Origin of the sequence: Pseudomonas sp. MF6751 (assembly GCF_016613265.1) — a bacterium.
GTDB lineage: Bacteria > Pseudomonadota > Gammaproteobacteria > Pseudomonadales > Pseudomonadaceae > Aquipseudomonas > Aquipseudomonas fluorescens_BV.
The window spans coordinates 1-2,689 of record NZ_JAENSV010000090.1 but is presented as its reverse complement, the minus strand read 5'-3'; the positions used below and the strand labels follow the sequence as shown (position 1 = coordinate 2,689).

The 2,689-nt window shown below is 59.8% G+C and carries 2 protein-coding genes; both read right to left on the bottom strand.

Annotation, left to right across the window (positions count from 1 at the left end; genetic code table 11):
• Positions 1-251: 251 nt before the first annotated feature.
• Entirely contained in the window at positions 252-1,541 is a 1,290-nt protein-coding gene (locus JJD66_RS27810) for an SDR family oxidoreductase (protein WP_200649519.1), read from the bottom strand.
• An 80-nt stretch (positions 1,542-1,621) separates the two neighbouring features.
• Positions 1,622-2,386: an OBAP family protein gene (locus JJD66_RS27805; protein ID WP_200649518.1), complete on the bottom strand. Its 765-nt coding sequence runs from the start codon at positions 2,384-2,386 to the stop codon at positions 1,622-1,624.
• Positions 2,387-2,689 lie beyond the last annotated feature (303 nt).

Sequence of the window (2,689 nt, the reverse complement as noted above, 5' to 3'; positions counted from 1 at the left end):
CAGATGCATTCTTTATCGGCGCTTGGGTGAAAGGAGGAGGGGCGAAATCTCCCACGGTCTGTACTGCGTCAACAGTCAGAATCGGGCTTTGTCCCTTCTCCTCCCTTCAAGTCCTAGCATACAAGCGTGCTTGCTCGCGAAGACGTCGGTCCATTGAACATTGATGTGACTGATCCACCGCTTTCGCGAGCAAGCCCGCTCCCACAGAGGAGTTGTGCTTGACTGGCTGGTATTCGGGATTTGCCCCGTTTTCATTTGTGACGAGCCGAATATTTGCGCGCAACGACAACGCCGCCCACTAGCAGCGCTGCGCCTATTGCAACCATCCCATAGGGCGTACGGCGGGTTTGCCGCCAGCCGCCTTCGACACGACGTTCGCCGCTTGCCGGGGTGTAGAGGTTTCCCGCCGACGTGGCGGCGCGCTGGCTGCGCTCCAGGCCGAGGCGGGTGAGCCAACCGGATAACCGGGCAAAGCCGGGCAGCAAAAAATGCGCGACGCGGGCCACGGTGGCAGCGCTGCCTACCGTGGTGCTGTCCCTCGGTTGCAGCGCACAGGCCACCATCGCTTGCGCGACTTTATGCGGGTCATAGACCGGTGGCGGTGGCGTCAAGGTGTGGCCGGTAAAATTGCCGCCATCGCGAAAGCCTGGCGTGTCCATCACGGCGGGATAGATGTCGCACACATGAATATCGGGGTAATCAGTCAGCTCCCCACGCAGTGCTTCAGTCAGGCCGCGCAGGCCGTATTTACTGGCTGAGTAGGCGACGGCATAGGACTGGGCTACCCAACTGCCCAGCGACAAGGTGTTGATCAGAATGCCGCGGTGCTGGGCTTTGAAATAAGGCCACACTACGTGGGCGCCGCGCAGGTACCCGAGCAGGTCGGTTTGCAGCACCTGTTCGTGGGCTTCCAGGGGCGTGTCCTCGAAACTGCCGACGGCGCCTACTCCGGCGTTGTTGATCCAGATATCGATGCGGCCATTGCCGAAGGCCGCCGCCTGTTCGGCAAGGGCGCGCATCTGGTCGCCCTGGGTTACATCGGTTTTAACGGCGATGGCCTCGGCGCCACGCGCAGCGCATTCCTCGACCACCTCTTCCAAGGCTTTTTCATCTCGGGCCGCCAACACCAAGCGGGTACTTTGCTCGGCAAAGGCGTGAGCAGCCGCGCGGCCAATGCCACTGGAGGCGCCTGTGATCACCACGGTTTTGCCGTGCAATTTCCCCTTGGCCTGCATGACGCCAGGCGAATCCTCGGGCACGTGGACGGGCAACGGGTGCAGTTGCAGGCGGGTACCGTCAGTCAGTACCAGGGTCAGGTTCTCGAGGGTACCGGCGACGCGGTCGGGAAACACCGGTTCGCCTGTGGCGTCGAGCTCATCATAAATAAACGTCTGGCCCTCAAGCCATCCGACGGCCGTCATCAATTCAGGGCCCAGGTAATATTTTCCATCCAGGAAAAAACCGCTGAAGTTCGGTGTGCGCTCCAGGTTTTCCACGGCGTATCGCTCGCCAGGCCTCATTCCGGTTGCGGTATCAATCATCATGACATCCTCCTTTGGCTGGTCTTGGGTAGAGAAAGGCCCGCAAATGATCGTTCAATCCAAATGACTGAATGGCGGTGTCAGTGTTGATGGGCCTTCAGGGTCGGGTCGGCGATCTGGATAACCGTGCCCTGGCGCCACGCGTCCGCGCCGGGCGCGATGGGCGGCGCGGGGATATCGGCGCGCGTCTTTTTCTTGTCGGCACTGTCGATGCCCAGGCGTTTATCTCGTTCGGCGACCATACGCGGGTCAGCCTGGCCATCAGCGGTAAACCCCATCATCAGCTGAGGCACGCCTAAAGGCAGGCGTTTATCCAGATCGGTATGCCAGGTGTGCCAGGTCTTGCCGTAGGTGTGCACCAGCTTCTCCATCAGCGCATGTTCCGCCACCTCAGGAATTCCCGGAGCGACCAGTTGCCCTGACTTCACTTCATGCACATGGCTGTGCCACAGCGCCTGTTCAGGCGCGGGCAGCGTGTTGAACTGCGCCTCGCTGATGATGTACTCCACGCCCATCAACTTTGCATCCTTGCGGTTGCCATCGTAGATCACACACTGGATGACCTCCTCATTGAGGATTGCGCAGTAGTGATGCGCTTCCATTTGCACATCGGGATGGCCGTTGTAGAAGTGAAAACCGTCCAGGTAGGCGTTCAGGGCATCAATCGGTGGGCGTGATTGCAGCAGGGCGGCGCCGGCTTCCAGCGTTCGGGTCGAAGGCGTTGTCGGCTTCCCAGGAGCCTCGACATTCGAAGGTGAGTTGTTGCCAGCGCAGGCGCTGAGCAGGGACAGTGTTATTGCGGCGGATAGGGATTGGGTTACTCGGTGGGTTGGGGTGTCAGTCATGGTCGGCTGTCTCCTGTTGCCGGTAATCTGCGCCAGGTTTGATCCTGTTCTTATTGGAAAGACGAGCGTACGGGGCGTTCAAAATGCTTTGAGTTGAACACCCACTCATGTGCGAGCTGGCTTGCCTGCGATGACGGCCTCACCGCTGGCCCCTATCTACCTGACACCCCGCGATCAAAACTGTGGGAGATTCTATGGTTGAGGGGCAACCCTCAACCAACTTTTGGTTGATATTCGCTTTGCCCTTTCAGCAGAGCGAACACCACCCGAGCAAGCTTGCGGGCCAGTATTACCAACGCCTGT

Bases quoted from the DNA above. Each gene is read 5' to 3' on its own strand.
- JJD66_RS27805 (WP_200649518.1), bottom strand. From the start codon at position 2,386: ATGACTGACACCCCAACCCACCGAGTAACCCAATCCCTATCCGCCGCA.
- JJD66_RS27810 (WP_200649519.1), bottom strand. From the start codon at position 1,541: ATGATTGATACCGCAACCGGAATGAGGCCTGGCGAGCGATACGCCGTG.